The sequence below is a fragment of the Streptomyces huasconensis genome, assembly GCF_021028635.1.
Classification (GTDB): Bacteria; Actinomycetota; Actinomycetes; order Streptomycetales; family Streptomycetaceae; genus Streptomyces; species Streptomyces huasconensis.
On the sequence record NZ_CP086119.1, the window covers coordinates 557,979 to 576,261 of the forward strand.

Genomic DNA, 18,283 nt, shown 5'->3' on the forward strand with positions numbered 1-18,283 from the left:
CGGGCCGGCTGCCGCTACGGCGCCATCTCGTAGGCGCCCGCCAGCGACTCGACGGCCTGCCACACGCGCGCAGAGCGGGCCTCGTCGACGACCGGACGCCGCACGGCGCCCAGTGCCCAGCGCTGCTGCTCCTCGGTGGCGGAGTCCTTGCCGTGCAGTTCGACGGCGTGCGCGGAGAAGTCGCGTACGAGCACGGCGAACAGTTCGTCGAGGACGTCCTCGTCGAGCCCGGTCAGGCGCGCCTGCTCCAGGATCAGCTGGCCGTGCACGACCAGCGCGAACAGCTGGCCGACGGCGAGGAGGAGGTCGAGGTCGCGGCTCTGCTCCTCGTCGGGCGCGGCCGTGGTGACGAACTCGCACAGGGCGTCGGCCTGCTCGCGGAAGCGGGCGACGTTGGCCACGCGGGCGTACGCGTCGAAGGCGGGACGCCAGTCGTGGAAGCGTACGGAGCCGAGGCCGCGGGCCGGTCCCTGGCGGAAGAGGAACGCGTCGTCGGCGGCGTCGCGGCGGGTCGGCACGGGTGCGTACTCGGCCGGGTCCAGGAGGTGGTTGCGCATGAACTTGAGGATCAGCGCGAGGTTGACGTGGACCGTGCCCTCCAGCTTGGGCAGCCCCCGGATCTCGATCGCGGCCTGGGCGAAGTAGTTGTCCTTCTCGAAGCCCTTGGCGGCGATGACGTCCCACATCAGGTCGATGACCTTCTCGCCCTCCGTGGTCACCTTCATCTTCGTCATCGGGTTGAAGAGGAGGTAGCGGCGGTCGTCGGGCCCGGCGGTGCGGAAGTAGTCGACGGCGCGGTCGCTGAACAGCTTCATGCCGACGAGACGGACGTAGGCGTCGGTCAGCTCGCGGCGCACGTGCGGGAAGGCGGTGACGGGACGCCCGTACAGGATGCGGTGGTGGGCGTGGGTGACGGCCTCGTACATCGCGTGCTCGCAGATGCCGATCGAGGCGGTGCAGAGGTTGAACTTGCCGACGTTGACGGTGTTCAGCGCGGCGTCGAAGGCGGCGCGGCCGGTGTGCAGGACGTCCTGGGGGCCGACGGGGTACTCCTCCAGGCGGAACTCGCTCACGTACTTCGAGGAGTCGACGACGTTCTTGACCAGGTGGTACGCCTCGTGGCGGCTGTCGGCGGCGAAGAAGACGTACCCGTCGGGGCCCTCGACGTCGGTGCGGCGGCCGAAGACGGAGACGAGTCCGGCGGCGTTGCCGTTGCCGATGTAGTACTTGGAGCCGCTCGCCCGGAAACCACCGGCGCCATCGGGCTCCAGCAGCATGTCCGTGGAGTAGATGTCGGCGCCGTGGGCCTTCTCCGACAGGCCGAACGCGAACACCTCACCCTGGTCGAGGAGTTCGGCCGCCCGCTCGCGCGCCGCCGCGTTGTCGCTCTGCCACACCGGGCCGAGACCGAGGATGGTCACCTGCCAGGCGTACCAGTAGTCGAGCCCGTAGAAGCCGAAGATCTCGTTGAGGGCGGCGATCCGGGCGGTGTCCCACCGCTTGTCCGGGCCGTCCTCGGCCGCCGAGGCCGGGGTGAGGAAGGTCGCGAACAGCTTCTCCTTGGCGGAGAACTCCAGGAAGTCCGCCAGCCAGGCGCGGGAGCGGTAGTCCTCGATCAGCCTGCGCTTGCCGCGGGCCTCGAACCAGTCGACGGTGGCGCGCAGCAGCCTGCGGGTCTCGGGGTCGAAGTGCGTCGGGTCGTAGGTGCGGGGGTTGAACAGCAGCGCGTCGGCCATGAGGGTCCGCCTATTCCTGAGGGGTGAGGGGTACGGGGCGGCTCAGCCCTGGGGGCCGAGCCGGTGGAGGGTGTCGATCACGTCGTCGAGCCAGGCGAGCGTCATGCGTTCGTACGCGATGCCGCCGCGCAGCACGACATGCTGGAGCTGCTGCCCGGCATCGGGCGGCGCGGGAGCGTCGGGGCCGGTGAAGTCCCGCCGCTCCCCCGCGAGATAGCGCGCGAGCCGCTCGGCGTGCTCCTCTCGGTACCGCTCGACCTCGCGGATCAGCGCGACCGGGTCGTCGAAAGCCGCACCGCGGATCTTCACGGCGAGTTCGTGCCGGACGCTCTCGGGCGCGATGGGCTCGTGCAGCCACGCGGACAGGGCGGAGCGGCCGAGGGCGGTGACGGAGTACTCCTTCTTGTCCGGCCGCGCCTGCTGCTCCACCTCGCGGGCGTCGATCCAGCCGTCGCCCTCCATCCGCTTGAGGACGCGGTAGATCTGCTGGTGGGTGGCGGTCCAGAAGTAGCCGATGGACCGCTCGAACCGCCGGGCCAGCTCATAGCCGGAGCCCGGCTTCTCCAGCAGCGAGACGAGGATCGCGTGCTCTAGCGCCATGCGCCGATCCTTCTATGCAACTCGTTGCATGGACAAGAGCCACCGGCCCGGTGAGACGCGCCTCACCTGGAACGACGGCGGTCCCACGTGATGCCCCCCTCGCTCACCCCAGGAAACTCAACCGCACCCGGCGGTCCGGGTTGTCGACGTTCGTGTCGACCAGGCAGACCGACTGCCACGTGCCCAGCTCCAGGCTCCCTCCCACCACCGGCAGGGTCGCGTGGGGCGGGACGAGGGCGGGCAGGACGTGGTCGCGGCCGTGGCCGGGGCTGCCGTGGCGGTGCTGCCAGCGGTCGTCGGCGGGGAGCAGGGTGTGCAGCGCGGCGAGGAGGTCGTCGTCGCTGCCCGCGCCCGTCTCCAGGATGGCGACGCCCGCCGTGGCGTGCGGGACGAAGATGTTGAGGAGGCCGTCGCGGCCGGCCGCCGCCTCGCTCAGGAAGGCTTCGCAGTCACGGGTGAGGTCGAGGACCCGCTCGCTCGAACCGGTGGTGACTCGCAGGACTCGGGTGGTGAACGCATCGGACATACCCCCCATCATCCCTCACCCCGCCTTCCGTCCCGCGATACGGGATGTCCGGCTTTCGAGACACCGTTGACCCTGCGTACGCGATCTCGCTACGTTCTGCGGCATGTCGCGTTCAGCCCTGCTCACCACGCGCGGTCACATCGACCTGCTGCGGGTGGCCTCCTCCGCGTGTCGCCGCGGCTGCTGACGCCTCCTCATCCGCTGTTCTCTTGTGCGCGGGCCATCCGTGTCCCGTTGTCCCGCCCGACCTCACGCGGGTTCCGGGCGTACGTCGTCTGACCCGTAGACCCGGACGAGCCGGACGACCCGGACACGGTTGAGGCACGCCTGTGCCGACCGCCCCCTCCCTTCTCCCCCCACCTTTCCCCTTCTCCCTGCCGTGGAGCGCCTATGAGCGTCAGCCATGCCTCTCCGCATGCCTCGACCGACATTTCCCCCATATCCGCCGCTCCGGAACTCGAAGCCCTCGTCCCCTCCTCCAGCCGCCGGACCCGCCTCCCCCGCTGGCTGCGCCGCACCTCCGGGCCGGTCCTCGCCCTCGCCCTCTGGCAACTCCTCAGCGCCACGGGCGTGTTGACCGGCGACGTACTCGCTTCACCGGGGACCATCGCCCATGTCGCCGGTGATCTGATCCGGGACGGCTCGCTGCCGTCCGCCATGGGCGTCTCTCTCCGCCGTGTCGCTGTCGGGCTGCTGTTCGGCATCGTCGCCGGTACGGCACTCGCCCTGGTCTCCGGGCTCTTCCGGGTCGGCGAGGACCTCGTGGACGCCGGGGTGCAGATGCTGCGCACCGTGCCGTTCGTCGGGCTCATCCCGCTGTTCATCATCTGGTTCGGCATCGGCGAGACGCCCAAGATCGCCATCATCGCGCTCGGCGTCTCCTTCCCCCTCTACCTCAACGTGTACGCCGGCATCCGGGGCGTGGACGCGCAGTTGATCGAGGCCGGGGAGTCGCTCGGCCTGTCGCGCTGGGGTCTCGTACGGCATGTCGTGCTGCCCGGCGCGCTGCCGGGGGCCATGACGGGACTGCGCTACTCCCTGGGCATCGCCTGGCTCGCACTCGTCTTCGCCGAGCAGGTCAACGCCGATTCCGGCATCGGGTTCCTCATGGTCCAGGCCCGTGACTTCCTGCGGACCGACGTGATCGTGGTCTGCCTGATCGTCTACGCCTTCCTCGGCCTCCTCGCCGACTTCATCGTCCGCACCCTCGAAAGGCTCCTGCTGCAATGGCGACCGACGTTCACCGGCCGGTGACCCCGACCGACGCCACCGCTTCGCACCCCGGCCCGAGCCCTGTCCCGGGCCCCGCGTCCGCCGTACGCGTCCACGGCCTCACCCGCTCCTTCGACGGGCGCCCCGTCATCGACGATCTCCATCTCGACGTCCGGCCGGGCGAGTTCGTGGCGCTCCTCGGCCGCAGCGGCTGCGGCAAGTCGACGCTGCTGCGCATCCTCGCGGGACTCGACCGTGACATCGAGGGCACCGTCCTCGTGCCGCGCCGCAAGGCCGTGGCGTTCCAGGCGCCCCGCCTCCTGCCGTGGAAGCGGGTGTGGCGCAACGTCCTGCTCGGCCTGCCGGGCAGGCCCGGGCGGGCGGTCGCCGAACAGGCGCTCGCGGAAGTGGGCCTGCGGCACCGCACCGGCGCCTGGCCCAAGACGCTCTCCGGCGGCGAGGCCCAGCGCGCCTCCCTGGCCCGGGCGCTGGTACGGGAACCCGACCTGCTCCTGCTCGACGAGCCGTTCGGCGCGCTGGACGCCCTCACCCGCATCAAGGCGCAGCGGCTCGTCGACGAGCTGTGGCAGCGGCGCGGCTGCGCGGTCCTGCTCGTCACGCACGACGTGGAGGAAGCGGTGCTGCTCGCCGACCGGGTCCTCGTGATGGACGGCGGCGTCATCGCGTACGAGAGGCGGATCGACCTGGAGCGGCCGCGCGGCATCGCCGACCCGCGCTTCGCCGGACTGCGCGAGGAGCTGCTCCATCGCCTCGGCGTGGAGGCGCCCGCCGAGACCGCCACCGCCTGACCCCGGCCCGGCAGCCCCGCCTGTCAGCCCCGCCTGTCAGCCCCGTCTGCCAGCCCCGTCTGCCAGCTCTATCCGCCGGCCCTCTGCGGGCCCCTCCCCTCGCCTTTCCCGCATCGACCGACCGAACGGAACACGCCATGCCACGACGACCACATCACGCCCCCGCCGCCCTGCTCCTCCCCCTGGCCCTGCTGCTCGCCGCCTGCTCCGGTACCTCGTCGGCCGGCACCTCGGTCGGCGGCGCGGGCGGCGGCACCGACGGCAAGGGGTCGCTCACCCTCAACGTCGGGGACCAGCGCGGCGGTTCCGAAGCCGTGCTGCGCGCGGCCGGGGAGCTGGACGACCTCACGTACAAGATCCGCTGGTCGACCTTCACCTCCGGGCCACCTCTCCTGGAGGCCGTCAACGCCAGGGCCGTCGACATCGGCGCGGTGGGCAACACCCCGCCGGTGTTCGCGGCGGGCGCGGGCTCGAAGATCTCCGTGGTCGCCGCGACACACGGCACGGCGGCGGGCGAGGCGATCCTCGTCCCGGACGGCTCGCCCCTGAAGAAGCCGCGGGACCTCAAGGGCAGGTCCGTCGCCGTGGCCCAGGGGTCGTCCGCGCACTTCCAGCTGATCGCCTCCCTGGAGAAGGCGGGCCTCGGCATCAAGGACATCGAGGTGAAATACCTGCAACCTGCCGACGCGCTGGCCGCCTTCACCGGCGGCAAGGTGGACGCCTGGGCGGTCTGGGACCCGTACACCTCGCAGGTGCTGCGGGCGGGCAAAGGCCGGGTCCTGACCGACGGCGACGGTGTCGTGAACGGCCTGAGCTTCCAGGTCGCGGCGCCCGGCGCGCTGCGGGACAAGAAGAAGTCCGCGGCCGTCGCCGACTACCTCAAGCGGCTGCGCAGGGCGCAGGACTGGGTCCACGAACACCCTCGGGCGTGGGCGAAGGTCTGGGCGAAGGACACCGGCCTGCCCTACGAGGTGGCGCTCGACGCGGTCAAGCGCACCAACGGCACGCGGGTTCCGGTGGCCGTGGACAAGAACGCCGTGGCCTCCGAACAGAAGATCGCGGACACCTTCACCGAGCTGAAGCTGATTCCGCGCCGCATCGACTTCGGCGACTTCGTCGACACCCGCTTCAACGGCGACCTGCCGCCCTCCACCAGCAAGCCGCGCACGTACGACGAGCGCACGAACCGCGAGGAGTCCTGACCATGACCGTCCACCTGCACTGGTTCCTGCCGACCGGCGGCGACGGCCGCACCCTCGTCGACCGGCACGCCTACACCGACGGCGGCATCACGCGCTCCCGCGTGACCCCGGTCAGCGGCATCCGCGCGCCGGACATCGAGTACCTCGCCCAGGTCGCCAAGGCCGCCGAGCAGTTGGGCTTCGAGGCGGTGCTCACGCCGACCGGCACCTGGTGCGAGGACGCCTGGCTGACGACGGTCGCGCTCGCGCAGCACACGGAGCGGCTCAAGTTCCTCGTCGCCTTCCGTCCCGGTGTCCTCTCCCCCGTGCTCGCGGCGCAGATGGCGGCCACGTACCAGCGCATCACGCGCGGGCGGCTGCTGCTCAACGTGGTGACGGGCGGCGACGCGACCGAACAGCGGCGGTTCGGCGACCACTTGGACCACGACCGCCGCTACGCCCGCACCGATGAGTTCCTCTCGGTCGTCCGAGGGGTGTGGAGCGGCCGGCCGTACGACTTCGACGGTGAGTACTACCAGGTGGCGGGCGGGCTGACCGCGCTGCCGCCCGACCCGCTGCCGGAGATCTTCTTCGGGGGCTCCTCGGCGGCGGCCGGTCCGGTCGCGGCCCGGCACACGGACGTGTACCTGACGTGGGGCGAGCCTCCGGAGCAGGTCGAGCAGAAGATCGACTGGGTCCGGGGGCTGGCCGAGCGGGAGGGGCGCACCGTCCGCTTCGGCATCCGGCTGCACACCATCTCCCGCGACTCCTCGGCCGAGGCGTGGGCGACCGCGAACCGGCTGCTGGACGACCTGGACCCGGACACGATCGCCGCGGCCCAGGAGGCGCTCGGCCGCAGCGAGTCGGTCGGCCAGCAGCGGATGCTGGCGCTGCACGGCGGCTCCCGCGACAAGCTGGAGATCGCGCCGAACCTCTGGGCCGGGGTCGGCCTCGTACGCGGGCGCGGGCACCGCCCTCGTCGGCAGTCACGCGGACGTCGCCGACCGGATCGAGGAGTACCACGCGCTCGGCATCGAGCATTTCGTGCTGTCCGGCTACCCGCACCTCGAAGAGGCGTACTGGTTCGGCGAGGGCGTCATCCCCGACCTGGCGCGGCGCGGCCTGCTGGCCCGCATCCCCGCCTCGCCGCTCACCGGGGTGCCCGCGGCGAACGGCCGCCCCGCGTCGGCTCCCGGCGGTGCTCCGCTGCTGGTGGCGGGCGGACGCTGAGCGGCGGAGGGCCACCGGGAAGATCTCGACCCCCGACACAGTTAGTAGAACTGTGAACTACATCGGGGTACGAGACACGGTCGCCGCCGCGGCGGCGCACGACGTGGACGTGGTGGTCATCGGCGCGGGTCAGGCCGGCCTCTCCAGCGCCTACCACCTGCGGCGGGTGGGCTTCGCGCCGGGCCGGGACTTCGTGGTCCTCGATCACGCGCCCGGGCCCGGCGGCGCCTGGCAGTTCCGGTGGCCCTCGCTGACGTACGGCAAGGTGCACGGCATGCACGCCCTCCCCGGCATGGAGCTGACCGGCGCCGACCCCGCGCGCCCGTCCTCGGAGGTGATCGGGGAGTACTTCACGGCGTACGAGGACCGCTTCGACCTGCGGGTGCGGCGCCCCGTCGACGTACGCGAGGTGCGGGAGGGCGAGGGCGGGCGGCTGCTCGTGGAGACCTCGGCCGGCACCTGGTCGACGCGCGCGCTGATCAACGCGACAGGCACGTGGGACCGGCCGTTCTGGCCGCGCTATCCGGGCCAGGACACGTTCCGCGGACGGCAGTTGCACACCGCGGTCTACCCCGGCCCCGAGGCGTTCGCCGGTCAGCGGGTGATCGTCGTCGGCGGGGGCGCGTCGGGCACGCAGCACCTGATGGAGATCGCTCCGTACGCGGCGCAGACCACCTGGGTCACCCGGCGCCCGCCGGTGTTCCGCGAGGGTCCGTTCGACGAGAACTGGGGACGCTCCGCGGTCGCCATGGTGGAGGAGCGGGTACGTCAGGGGCTGCCGCCGCGCAGCGTGGTGTCGGTGACCGGGCTGCCGGTGAACGACGCGATCCGGCGGGCGCGGGCCGACGGGATCCTCGACCGGCTGCCGATGTTCGACCGGATCACACCGGTCGGTGTCGAGTGGGACGACGGGCGGCGCGTCGACGCGGACGTCATCCTGTGGGCCACGGGCTTTCGCGCGGCGATCGACCACCTGGCCCCGCTGCGGCTGCGCGAGCCGGGCGGCGGCATCCGCATGGAGGGCACCAGGGCGGCCGCCGACCCCCGCGTCCACCTGGTGGGGTACGGGCCCTCGGCCAGCACGATCGGCGCCAACCGCGCGGGGCGCGCGGCGGTGCGTGACATCCGTCGGCTGCTGGAGGGGGCGCCGGTCGCGGTCTGACCGCCTCGTGGCCGGGCCGGTTCTCGGGGACGGCGGGTGGCCGGCACCGGTCTCTCGACGTCACACGTGTGATGCCGGGTCACCACTCGACGAGCACCATCCCGGCCGCGGCGCCGCTGGCGAGTCCGAACAGCGCCACCAGGTCACCGGGGCGCAGCCGGGCCTGCCGCCTCGCTTCGACCAGTTGGAGGGGCGCACGGTCAGCGTGCCGAAGGCCGGCGTGAAGTAGGGGGTTGCTGACGGTGGCGGCCGTCGGCCCGCGGAGTTGGCCCTGAAGTGACCCGCAGATATCGCGCCGCGGCGTTCGTGGGTCCAGGCTGGAGAGAGAAGGTCCTCCCGGGTGTTCCTCAGCAGGTGAGCGTGGAGGAGCCATGAAAGCGACCAAGCGCGATGACATTCCCGTCGCCATCGAAGGGGACGGTGTGGAGCTGCGTGTTCAGGACATCGGCGGAGACATGTCCGTCGCCTTCGTGAGGTTTCCCGAGGGCACCGACATGGGGCCCGCCCTCAAGGGTCTGGCGGGTGACCTCTGCCCGTGCCCGCACTGGGGCTATCTCTTCAAGGGACGGCTGAAGATGCGGACGCCGGACGGCGACGAGACCTACGAGGCGGGTGACGCCTTCTACTGGTCGCCCGGCCACGCACCGTTGGCGCTCGAGGACTGCGAGTACATCGACTTCTCGCCGGCAAAGGACTTCGACAGGGTGGTCGAGCACATCAAGGCGCAAGGAGGCTGACGGGCGCGCGTCGGGCGCGCCCGCCCATCAATTCCGCCGCCCGCCCGGCCCACCGTGGGGAAAGACGCTCAGTCGAGGCAGAACTCGTTGCCCTCGATGTCCTGCATCACGATGCACGACTCGTTCTCCTCGTCGGCGGGCAGCACCTGCACGCAGACCGCGCCGAGCGCGACCAGCCGGTCGCGCTCGGCCTCCAGCGCGGCGAGGCGCTCGTCGCCCACGAGCCCGGTACCGACGCGCACGTCGAGGTGCACCCGGTTCTTGGCGACCTTCCCTTCCGGTACGCGCTGGAAGTACAGGCGCGGGCCGACGCCCGACGGGTCGCTGCACGCGAACCATGCACCCCGTTCCTCGGCGGGCAGGGAGCGGTTGTACTCGTCCCACGTCGGAAAACCCTCCGGCGGCGGCGGTGCGACGTACCCCAGCACCTCGCACCAGAAACGAGCGACGCGTTCGGGCTCCGCGCAGTCGAAGGTGACCTGGAATTTCTTGATCGAAGACATCGGCGCACCATAGCAGGACCGTCCCCAACGACCGCCTGGCACCCGGAGGTTGTTGGCTAGGGTGTGGAGCAGAGGCTCACGGCCGCCGCAGGGCGACCGGTACACCACGGGGGTACGCGTTGGATCGCCTGGGCGGAACGGCCGCGGACGTCGGTCCGGTGGGGCGCGGCGGGCCTGTGACCGGTCGGCCGACGCCCGCCTTGCTGCCGGCGCCGTTGCGCGGGTGGCTCGGGCCGATCGGGGGCCTCGCCGCCCTGCTGGTCGTCGCGCTGGGGGTCCTGTACGCCGATGACCGTCGGCCCGGCGCGGTGGACGCGCGGATCTGGGCCGCGGTGGAGGGCGTGAGGTCGCCGTGGCGGGGTGTCGCCCTGGCCACGGACTTCCTGGGAGAGCCCGTGGGCGCGGCGGCGCTGGTCGCGGTCGCCGTGACGGGCTGCCTGCTGCTCCGGTGCCCTCGCGCGGCGGTGCTCGTGGTGGTCGGCCCCGGTCTGGCCGTGGGGGCGACGAAGCTGCTCAAGCCACTGGTGGGACGCACCATCCACGGAGACGGCAATCTGTCCTACCCGAGCGGGCACACCGCCTTCCTCACGGCGCTCGCGCTCGCGGTGGCACTGGTCGCCACCGGACGGCTGGGTCTCGGAAGGATGACCGGCACCGTACTCGTGCTCGCCTCGGCGCTCGTCGCCGGCGCCGCCATGGGCTGGGCGCAGGTCGTGCTGGGCGCGCACTACCCGACCGACGTCCTCGGCGGCTGGTGCACCGCGCCGGCGGTGGTACCGGCGACCGCGTGGCTGGTCGACGGGGCGGCCGGCCGGGTCGCCGGTCGGTCGGCGGACTAGGCCGACGCCGGTCGGCCCGACCGCTCCTGACGCCACGTCACTTCAGCCGGTGCGGCGGAACACGGGTTTCACCGGCCGCCCGCCGAGCCAGGGCGTGGGGTCACCGGCGTCCAGCGCCTTCCGGTACACCGCGCACGCCTGCGCCACCACCGCGACGGTCTGATCGATGTCGGCGTCGTCGAGCGCGCTGCTCACCACGAACGACGGGGCGAGCACCCCGCCCATGAGGAGCCGGCGCAGGAACAGCGTGCGGTACGGCTGCGACGGCCGCCCGTGTTCGTCGAGGGTGGCGAAGACCAGGTTGCTGGCCCGGCCCCGGACGAGGACGTGGTCGCCGACGCCCATGGCGGCCGCCGCCTCGCGGACCCCGGCGGCCAGCCGCTCCCCGAGGGCGTGCAGGCGCGCGGTGACGCCCTCCTCGACGTAAGTGGCCTGGACGGCCATCGCGGCGGCCAGGGAGTGCGTCTCCGCGCCGTGCGTGGTGGACAGCAGGAACACCCGCTCGTGGGAGTGGCGCGGGCCGCCCCGCTCCATCAGGTCGCGGCGTCCGGCCAGCGCGGAGACGGCGAAGCCGTTGCCCAGCGCCTTGCCGAACGTGGAGAGGTCGGGGACGACGCCGTACAGCCCTTGCGCGCCCGCCTCGGACCAGCGCAGGCCGGTGATCATCTCGTCGAAGATCAGGACGCAGCCGTGCCGGTCGGCCAGCTCGCGCAACCCCGCGAGGTAGCCCGGTGGAGGCTCGGTATGGGTGGCGGGTTCGAGGATCAGGCAGGCGATGGCGCCGGGGTGGCGGGTGAGCAGCTCCTCCGTGGCGGCCAGGTCGCCGTACGGGAAGGACAGGGTGAGGTCGGTGGTCGCCGCCGGGATGCCTGCGAACATCGGTGTGGTGCCGATGAACCAGTCGTCGACGGAGAAGAAGGGGTGGTCGGCGCAGACCGCCACCCGCGGGCGGCCGGTGACGGCGCGGGCGAGGCGCACCGCGGCGGTGGTGGCGTCGGAGCCGTTCTTCGCGAACTTCACCATTTCGGCGGTGGGCACGGTCGCGAGGAAGCGTTCCGCGGCCTCGGCCTCCACGATGGACGGCCGGACGAAGTTGCCGCCGCGCCCGATCTCCCGCCGGACCGCTTCGAGCACGCGCGGGTGGGCGTGGCCGAGGCTGACCGACCGCAGCCCGGAGCCGTACTCGATGTAGCGGTTGCCGTCGACGTCCCACACGTGGGCGCCCTGGCCGTGGCTGATGACCGGGGCCAGGTGCTCGGGGTACTGGTCGTCGCCCTTGGCGTAGGTGTGCGCGCCCCCGGGGATCATGGCGTGCAGCCGCTCGTTCGCCCGCCGTGACCGGGGCAGGGCGAACTCCTCGGGCGGCGTGCCCTGTTCGGTGTTCACGTCGGCCTCAACTCTCCACGCGCTTGAGGGCCTCGGCGAGGCTGGGCGCCTCCCGGTCCCGCTGGGACATCGAGGTGACCGGCAGGGGCCAGGGGATGGCGAGGTCCGGGTCGTCGAAGGCGATCGTCACGTCCTCGGCCGGATCGTGCGGGCGGTCGATCCGGTAGGCGATGTCGGCGGTCTCGGTCAGCGCCTGGAAGCCGTGCGCGCATCCCGCCGGGACGTACAGGGTTCTCTGCGTCTCGCCGGACAGCTCGAAGAAGGCCCGGTTGCGGTACGTCGGCGAGTCCGGCCGCAGGTCCACGACGACGTCGAAGATTTTCCCGTACGAGCACCGCACCAGCTTGGCCTCGCCGGCGCCGGAGCGCAGGTGGAGCCCGCGCAGCACGCCCCGGACCGAGCGGGACAGGCTGTCCTGGACGAAGCCGGCCGGGTCGAGGCCCACCGAGCGGATCACGTCGGCGTCGAAGGTGCGGCAGAAGAAGCCGCGTTCGTCGGCGTACGGCGTGGGTTCGAAGAGGAACGCGCCCGCGATCTTGGGGACTTCGGTGGCTTTCATGGTGTCTCCTGCCGGATCTGGGCCCGCGCGGGGTTGGTGGTGGGGAACAGGGCCGCGGTCAACTGCGCGAACTGGCCCCTGAGTTGTCGTTCAGCGGTGCGGTTCCGCTCGGTGAGGGTCTGCCGCAGCTCCGCCGACCGCCGCTCCAGCTCACGGAACTGCGCGAGCAGCCGGTCGGCGTCGACCTCGCGCGCCGGGTGGCAGTACGCGGCAAGGCCCATCCGGTCCATGAGCGCGTCGCTCTTGGCCGCGTAGCTCAGCGCCAGCGTCGGGGTGCCGGTCTTCAGGGCGCAGACCAGGTTGTGGTAGCGGGTCGCCACGACGGTGTCGGCGGCCGCCGTCTCCTTCATCAGGTCGGCGAGCGAGGCGGTCTCGGCCGCGGTGACCAGCGGCGAGTCCACCGCGGCGAGGATGGCGGCGACCACCGGCGCGTCGCACGCGTCGCCGGTGAGCAGCCGCACCGGCCTGCCGTCCGCGGCCAGCGCGCGGACGAACCGGGTCGTCCCGTCGAGGTAGCGGCGGTGGATCTCCTCGGCTCGGGCGCGGTCGTCGTCACCGCCGTGGAAGGCCATGACGCCGACGCAGACCGCACCCGGCCGGCCCGGCGGACGCGGGGGCGCGCTCCCCGGCGGTGCGGGCAGGGCGAACGCGAGGTCCGGGTAGACCTCATCCCGCGCGGTGTCCACACCCATCGCCCGCATCGCGTCGCGGGACGGGGCGTCGCGGTACGACCGGTAGGCGGCCAGCCGCGCCGACCAGCGCACCAGGGTCCGGGTGGCCCGGTTGCCGATCGGGGCGGCGCCGACACCGACCAGCGCGACCCGGGTGCCGAGGAGCCGGCCGGACGCGCAGAGCAGGAACAGGGAGTACGGGAAACCCCACGGCCGCAGCGGCAGCGTGGCCTCCAGGACGCCCATGCCGGGGACGATCACCACGTCGTGCCGGCGCACCCAGGCGGCGGTGCGGACGGCGTCGACGACTTTGCCGAGGCACTTGCCCGCGAGCGCGCCCGCGCGTGACGCGGTGCGGTACTCCCCCCGGTACCAGTGCAGCCGGGTCGCGGGGATCGCGTACCGTGCCGTGACGGTCTCGGGGCCGCCGCACAGCGCGTCGACGGCCGCCTCCGGGTGTGCGGCGCGCAGGTACCCGAGCACCGCTTCGAGCGACCCGTCGTTGCCGAGGTTGCCGGAACCGAGCAGGCCGAAGAGCCCGACGCGGGCAGCGGTCACGCCTGCCTCCCCGCACGGCCTTCGCGCCCGGCGACGAGGGCGTCGACGGAGACGGTGAGCCGGGCCGGGTCGACCGGCGCGCGGTCCTCGACCCGCTCCCCGGCGCCCGGCCGGGCCCGGCTGGTCAGCCACGCGGCCAGGTGGCCGTAGCACGCGCGCCGGTCGGCCGAGGAGAGCGGCGCCCGCCGGATCGCCGAGGCGAAGCCCCAGACGTACTCGGCGAGCAGCCGGGGCGTCGGGTGCAGCGGGCCCGCCCGGCGCGGGTCGAGGTTGACGCACCGGGAGCGCTTCGAGGGGTTGGCCCGCTCGGCGCGGGTGGGGTGGTCGCGGCGGAAGTACAGCAGTTCGGGGACCTGGTGGAAGGGTCCGTGCAGGGTGATCTCGGCGACGAACGTGCGGTCCGCGTGGTGGTAGCTGTCGTGCGGTTTCACCCGGCGCAGCACGTCGGCCCGCATCACCCCGTAGAAGTCGTCGCCGCCGGGCTCGAACAGCAGGCTGCGGAAGCGCTCCGGTGCGTGTGGCGAGTCGGTGGCGAGCCCGTATTCGTAGGGGACCTTCACCTGGCCGTCGCCGTCGATGACCGCCTGGCCGCTGTGCGCGAGGACCACCTCCGGCCGCTCGTCCAGCACCTCGACGCAGCGTCGCAGCAGGTCCCGGGCGTACAGGTCGTCGTGCGAGGCCCACTTGAACAGTTCGCCGCGGCACTGGGTGAAGACGTAGTTGTGGTTGGGGGCGGCGCCGATGTTCCGGAGCAGCCGGATGTAGCGGATGCGGGAGTCGCGCGCGGCGTACTTGCGGCAGAGGTCCTGCGTTCCGTCGGTCGAGGCGTTGTCGGTGATGACGAGTTCGAAGTCCTCGTAGGTCTGGCCGAGCAGGGCGTCGAGCGACTCGGCGAGGTACTCCTCGCCGTTGTACACGGGCAGGCCGATGCTCAACCGCGGTGGGGCGGTCATGGTGTCCTCACTTCGGGAAGGGGGTTCTGGTGGTGCTCGCGCAGGGCGGCCCGCAGGTGCAGCCACCACACGGCCGAGGCGCCGAGGGTCGCGGCGGCGACGCCCCAGGCGGAGCCGACCGTGCCGGCCACGGCCGCGCCGCCGAGGCCGCCGCCGACGTAGCAGGCGGAGGCGAACAGCTGGCCGCGCAGGCTGCGGCGGGCCGCGGCGAGCGCGCGCAGCCCGGCCGCGGCGCCGGTGCCGAGGCCCGCGCCCGCGACGCCGAGCGTGGCCGGGACGATGAGTTCGGAGGCGGTGCTCCAGACGTCGCCGAGCACGAACGCGCCCGCCCGGTCCGGTACGAGGAGGAGCGCCGCGCCCCAGAGCAGTGCGGCGACGGCCTGCGCGCCGCCCAGGACGAGGCAGAACAGGCCGAGGCGGTGCGGGGCCTGCCGCAGTACGCGGGCCGCCTCCGCGACGGTGACCAGCGAGAGGCCCATCAGCACGGCGAGGAAGGGGCCGAGCAGGAGTTCGGCGCCCCGGATCGCGCCGACCGCGCCGACCCCGACGATCGCGCCGAGCCCGTAGGCCCGCAGCTGGCTCGCGCCGCTGGTGCTGACGTTCTCGGCCACGTACCGGTAGCCGAGGTCGTGGTGCGCGCGCAGCCACTCGCGGGCACCGGTCGGGCGGGGCCGGACCCGGGACTGGAGGCAGCCGTAGAGCGCGGCCACCGCGGCGGACGCGCCCCAGGCGAGCACGAAGGCGGCCACGGTGTCCACACGGGCGGCGATCACCATGGCGGGGACGAGTGCGGCGCCCCACACGAGGTCGTTGACGAACGCCTTGCGCCCGTTCCCGGCGGCGAAGAACGAGTACCGCCAGGCGTCCTGGAGCAGCAGCCCCGGCAGTACGGCGCCAAGAGCGGCGAAGGCGGGCCCCACGGAGCCGCCGAGGGCTAGCCCCGCCACCAGACAGGCCGCGCCGATGGCGCCTCCGACGCCGAGCGCTGCGCCCGAGGAGCGGGCCACCGCCCCGCGCCAGGAGGCGTCCGGTACGCCGCTGAAGCGCACCACGAGCGGGTCGGTGGCGAGGCCGCGGGAGACGCTGAGCACCACGCCGTAGGTCACCCAGGCCAGGCTGAAGACGCCGAACGCGGCTAGGCCGAGCGAGCGTGCGACGTAGATGCCCACCGCGAAGTTGGTCATGCTGGAGGCCGCCTGGTCGGCGAGGCCCCAGGACAGCCGGCCGAGCATGGCCCGCTTGGCGGCGGGCCGCGCCGCCTCCTCCCGCACCGTCTCCTCCCCTGCCGCCTTCTCCCGCCCGGTGGTCATCGGCGTCACGCCTTGACGAGTCCGGCGCCGCGCAGGGCGTCGGCCGCGGCGGTGACGGTGTCGAACGGCAGCCCGGCCCGCTCGGCGATGTCCAGCAGACTGTGCGCGCCGTCGGAGAGGCTGAGCACCCAGAGCATCGCCATCTGCGCCTGTTTCGCGTCGCTGCGGCCGCCGAGCGAGTCGTACAGCCCGCGCCTGCCGAGCTGTGGTTCGCCGTAGGGACTGAGGTTGAGGTACCGGCGGTTGCGGTCGAGGACGGTGAACGCCTCGCGGCAGACGGCGAGGGTGTCCGCCATCGCCTCCGGGGAGACGAAGTCGAGGTTGTCCGCCGACGTGTGGTATTCGGGGTAACCGGCGTACGGCGTACGGCTGAGCGAGCCCACGCCGAGGTCGAAACCGGGCGAGCAGTACTGCCGTTCGTCATAGCCGTACGGAGTGAACTCCCGTATCTCGTGCGGACGTTCGGAGGCGGTCAGTACGTGCCGCATCACCTGGTCGATCTCCGCGTCACCGCGCCTGCTCCGCTTGTACGTCAGCCGTCCCGAGTCCCCCGCGCAGGCCAGGACGAGCCCGTGTTTGACCCGTTCCACCCGCTCCTGGTTGCGGGCCAGCCAGGTGATCGCGCCGATGGTGCCGGGGGCGAAGATGAACCGGTAGGTGTAGTACGGCGTCTGCTCCGCCAGCGCCCGCGCCAGGTAGGTCGCCACCGCGATGCCCGCCAGGTTGTCGTTGGCCAGCGACGGGTGGCACACATGGCAGGAGACGATCACCTCGTCGGGGACCTGGCCGGGGACCACGTGTTCGGCGTAGGTGAGGTGTCCGTCGGCGAGGGTGGAGTCGATACGTATCTCGTACTCGCCGTCCGGCAGCGCGTCCAAGGTTTCCTGGGAGAGGCAGAAACCCCAGTCCGGCTTGTAGTAGCTGGTGCGGTACGGCACCCAGGTGGGGTGGTCCGGCAGCGTGTGCAGGTGTGCCCGCAGCTCGGACAGGGGCATGGTCTCGGACACCGGCACGCTGTAGCCGAGGACGTGCAGGCTGGACGCGGCGAAGTCGACGACCCGTTTTCCGGAGGCGTCGGCGATGTACGCGTCCCGGATGTTCCACTCCTGGGGCACCGTCCAGTCGAGCACCTGCGTCCCGGTGGGCACCTCGTGCAGCTGGAGCGGAAGGTACTCGTCGACGATCTTCAGGGTGGCCCGCACCCCGTCACCGGTGATGCTCCTGCACAGCGGGTACAACCGCTTCACCAGCGCGTACATCTCCTCACCGCAGACGGCCCCGGTCACCGGCGCCACCGCAGCGTGTCGTCGACGGTGCCCGCGTCGGACGCGGCGCGCAGCACGGCGAGCCGGGTGAAGCGCTGCTCGAAGTCGTCCTGCGTGAGGCCGAACTTCCGGTAGGCGTCGGCGAGTTCGAGTGCTCCCCGCGTGACCGTCCATGCGCACTCGAAGCCGGGTATCGCGGCGCGGAACCGGGAGAAGTCCACGCGGTAGGAGCGCGGGTCGGCGCCGGTCTCCCCGGTGATCACCACCTTCGCGCCGGTCACCGCCTCCGCGACCTGTTCGGCGATGTCGGCGACCGTGACGTTGTTGGTCTCGCTGCCGATGTTGAACGCGCGGTCGTGCACGGTGTCGCGCGGCGCGGTCAGCGCGGCCGCGAAGGCCCGCGCGATGTCGGCGGCGTGCACCAGCGGGCGCCAGGGGGTGCCGTCGGAGAGGACGAGCACCTCACCGGAGAGCAGCGCGTGCCCCACCAGGTTGTTCAGGACGATGTCGGCGCGCAGCCGGGGCGAGTAGCCGAAGGCGGTGGCGTTGCGCATGAACACCGGGGTGAAGTCGTCGTCGGCCAGGGCGTGCAGGTCGTCCTCCACGCGCACCTTGGACTCCGCGTACGGCGTCACGGGGCGCAGCGGGGCGTCCTCGCCCACCAGGTCTCCGCCGCCGGCGGCGCCGTAGACCGAGCAGGTGGACGCGTACAGGAAGCGCCGTACCCCGGCGTCGCGGGCCAGCCGGGCCAGGCGTACGGAGGCGTGGTGGTTGATGTCGTAGGTGAGGTCGGGCGCCAGCGAGCCCAGGGGGTCGTTGGAGAGCGCGGCCAGGTGGATCACGGCGTCCACCCCGGCCACGTGGTCGGCGGTGACGTCGCGCAGGTCCACCCGGTGCCCGTGCGGGTCGGCGGGCGGCGGGCCGAGGACGCAGTCGGCGAACAGGCCGGAGTCGAGGCCGACGACGTCGTGTCCGGCGGCCGTGAGGACCGGGGCCATCACCGTGCCGAGGTAGCCCTGATGGCCGGTCAGTAGTACGCGCAAGGT

18 protein-coding genes and 1 pseudogene are annotated in these 18,283 nt (G+C 72.6%); 8 read left to right on the top strand and 11 right to left on the bottom strand.

Annotated elements, in window-relative coordinates; genetic code table 11:
- Positions 1 to 14: 14 nt before the first annotated feature.
- The 3 genes from J2N69_RS02455 to J2N69_RS02465 all read right to left on the bottom strand — a co-directional run bounded on the left by J2N69_RS02455 (position 15) and on the right by J2N69_RS02465 (position 2,862).
- Complete coding sequence (locus J2N69_RS02455; RefSeq protein WP_230899227.1) at positions 15 to 1,736, bottom strand: acyl-CoA dehydrogenase family protein; 1,722 nt, start codon at positions 1,734 to 1,736, stop codon at positions 15 to 17.
- 42 nt (positions 1,737 to 1,778) lie between these two features.
- Entirely contained in the window at positions 1,779 to 2,336 is a 558-nt protein-coding gene (locus tag J2N69_RS02460) for a PadR family transcriptional regulator (RefSeq protein WP_230899228.1), read from the bottom strand.
- A gap of 103 nt (positions 2,337 to 2,439) precedes the next feature.
- Positions 2,440 to 2,862 (bottom strand): YjbQ family protein, encoded by a 423-nt coding sequence (locus J2N69_RS02465; RefSeq protein ID WP_230899229.1) that lies wholly within the window; start codon positions 2,860 to 2,862, stop codon positions 2,440 to 2,442.
- 103 nt (positions 2,863 to 2,965) lie between these two features.
- On the opposite strand from J2N69_RS02465, the gene J2N69_RS36620 reads away from it, so the two are divergent.
- The 7 genes and pseudogenes from J2N69_RS36620 (at position 2,966) to J2N69_RS02495 (ending at position 9,193) form a co-directional block, all read left to right on the top strand.
- Positions 2,966 to 3,049, top strand: coding sequence for a putative leader peptide (locus J2N69_RS36620; RefSeq protein WP_358229513.1), 84 nt, complete (start codon positions 2,966 to 2,968; stop codon positions 3,047 to 3,049).
- A gap of 203 nt (positions 3,050 to 3,252) precedes the next feature.
- On the top strand, positions 3,253 to 4,116 hold the full coding sequence (locus tag J2N69_RS02470; protein WP_230899230.1) for an ABC transporter permease: 864 nt from the start codon (positions 3,253 to 3,255) through the stop codon (positions 4,114 to 4,116).
- The gene (locus J2N69_RS02475; RefSeq protein ID WP_230899231.1) at positions 4,089 to 4,883 is read left to right on the top strand and encodes an ABC transporter ATP-binding protein; all 795 of its coding nucleotides are present in this window, start codon (positions 4,089 to 4,091) and stop codon (positions 4,881 to 4,883) included. Before J2N69_RS02470 ends, J2N69_RS02475 begins: the two co-directional genes overlap by 28 nt.
- Before the next feature lie 137 nt (positions 4,884 to 5,020).
- Entirely contained in the window at positions 5,021 to 6,085 is a 1,065-nt protein-coding gene (locus J2N69_RS02480) for an ABC transporter substrate-binding protein (protein WP_230899232.1), read from the top strand.
- 2 nt (positions 6,086 to 6,087) lie between these two features.
- Positions 6,088 to 7,294: pseudogene (locus J2N69_RS02485) on the top strand (LLM class flavin-dependent oxidoreductase).
- Between the two features lie 52 nt (positions 7,295 to 7,346).
- Positions 7,347 to 8,456: an NAD(P)-binding domain-containing protein gene (locus tag J2N69_RS02490; RefSeq protein WP_230899233.1), complete on the top strand. Its 1,110-nt coding sequence runs from the start codon at positions 7,347 to 7,349 to the stop codon at positions 8,454 to 8,456.
- Between the two features lie 371 nt (positions 8,457 to 8,827).
- Positions 8,828 to 9,193 carry a cupin domain-containing protein gene (locus tag J2N69_RS02495; RefSeq protein WP_230899234.1) on the top strand — a complete coding sequence of 122 codons (366 nt, stop codon included), beginning with the start codon at positions 8,828 to 8,830 and terminating at the stop codon, positions 9,191 to 9,193.
- 68 nt (positions 9,194 to 9,261) lie between these two features.
- On the opposite strand, the gene J2N69_RS02500 is transcribed toward J2N69_RS02495, so the two are convergent.
- The gene (locus J2N69_RS02500; protein WP_230899235.1) at positions 9,262 to 9,696 is read right to left on the bottom strand and encodes a VOC family protein; all 435 of its coding nucleotides are present in this window, start codon (positions 9,694 to 9,696) and stop codon (positions 9,262 to 9,264) included.
- A gap of 176 nt (positions 9,697 to 9,872) precedes the next feature.
- On the opposite strand from J2N69_RS02500, the gene J2N69_RS02505 reads away from it, so the two are divergent.
- Entirely contained in the window at positions 9,873 to 10,535 is a 663-nt protein-coding gene (locus J2N69_RS02505) for a phosphatase PAP2 family protein (RefSeq protein WP_230899236.1), read from the top strand.
- A 42-nt stretch (positions 10,536 to 10,577) separates the two neighbouring features.
- Here the strand turns inward: J2N69_RS02505 and J2N69_RS02510 are convergent, their stop codons facing one another.
- Genes J2N69_RS02510 through J2N69_RS02540 form a run of 7 tightly spaced genes read right to left on the bottom strand, consistent with a single transcriptional unit; the run spans position 10,578 to position 18,280 of the window.
- Positions 10,578 to 11,921 (bottom strand): glutamate-1-semialdehyde 2,1-aminomutase, encoded by a 1,344-nt coding sequence (locus J2N69_RS02510; RefSeq protein ID WP_269075589.1) that lies wholly within the window; start codon positions 11,919 to 11,921, stop codon positions 10,578 to 10,580.
- Positions 11,922 to 11,928: 7 nt separating this feature from the next.
- Positions 11,929 to 12,480 carry a dTDP-4-dehydrorhamnose 3,5-epimerase gene (rfbC, locus tag J2N69_RS02515; protein ID WP_230899237.1) on the bottom strand — a complete coding sequence of 184 codons (552 nt, stop codon included), beginning with the start codon at positions 12,478 to 12,480 and terminating at the stop codon, positions 11,929 to 11,931.
- Positions 12,477 to 13,709 carry a polysaccharide pyruvyl transferase family protein gene (locus J2N69_RS02520; protein ID WP_230899238.1) on the bottom strand — a complete coding sequence of 411 codons (1,233 nt, stop codon included), beginning with the start codon at positions 13,707 to 13,709 and terminating at the stop codon, positions 12,477 to 12,479. Before J2N69_RS02520 ends, rfbC begins: the two co-directional genes overlap by 4 nt.
- Positions 13,706 to 14,662, bottom strand: a complete 957-nt coding sequence (locus tag J2N69_RS02525; protein ID WP_230899239.1) for a glycosyltransferase family 2 protein — start codon at positions 14,660 to 14,662, stop codon at positions 13,706 to 13,708. Before J2N69_RS02525 ends, J2N69_RS02520 begins: the two co-directional genes overlap by 4 nt.
- Positions 14,659 to 15,972, bottom strand: a complete 1,314-nt coding sequence (locus J2N69_RS02530) for an MATE family efflux transporter (protein WP_408056662.1) — start codon at positions 15,970 to 15,972, stop codon at positions 14,659 to 14,661. The genes J2N69_RS02525 and J2N69_RS02530 overlap by 4 nt, the downstream gene beginning before the upstream one ends.
- 5 nt (positions 15,973 to 15,977) lie before the next feature.
- On the bottom strand, positions 15,978 to 17,267 hold the full coding sequence (locus tag J2N69_RS02535) for a DUF4910 domain-containing protein (protein WP_230899240.1): 1,290 nt from the start codon (positions 17,265 to 17,267) through the stop codon (positions 15,978 to 15,980).
- Entirely contained in the window at positions 17,255 to 18,280 is a 1,026-nt protein-coding gene (locus J2N69_RS02540) for an NAD-dependent epimerase/dehydratase family protein (protein ID WP_230899241.1), read from the bottom strand. Before J2N69_RS02540 ends, J2N69_RS02535 begins: the two co-directional genes overlap by 13 nt.
- Positions 18,281 to 18,283: the final 3 nt, after the last annotated feature.